Below are 236 nucleotides of genomic sequence, written 5' to 3'. Positions count from 1 at the left end.
CTTAGGGTCTCCGGGTGGACGGCCAGGACCAGGGTGGCCACCTCGGCGAAGGCCACCAGCCAGGGGACCACACTGGGGGTGAGGCCCGTGGCGTCGTCCACGACGAGGGTGACGGGGTTCACCCCTTCGGGGCGCTTGAGGGCCTTGAGGAGGCTCCTCGCCTTCTCCTCGTTCCCCGGGTAGCGCCTCTGCCAGGCCTTGAGGTCGGCCTCGAGGTCCCTCCCCCGCCCCCCCCC

At 72.5% G+C, this 236-nt stretch carries 1 pseudogene; it reads right to left on the bottom strand.

The window, feature by feature from the left end:
* A pseudogene (locus ACYQ0J_RS13485) lies at positions 1–236 on the bottom strand (ATP-binding protein); the annotation flags it as partial.

It is taken from the genome of Thermus sp. FJN-A (assembly GCF_054655095.1).
The sequence above is the reverse complement of the archived record's forward strand: the minus strand, read 5'-3'. Positions and strand labels throughout refer to the sequence as shown.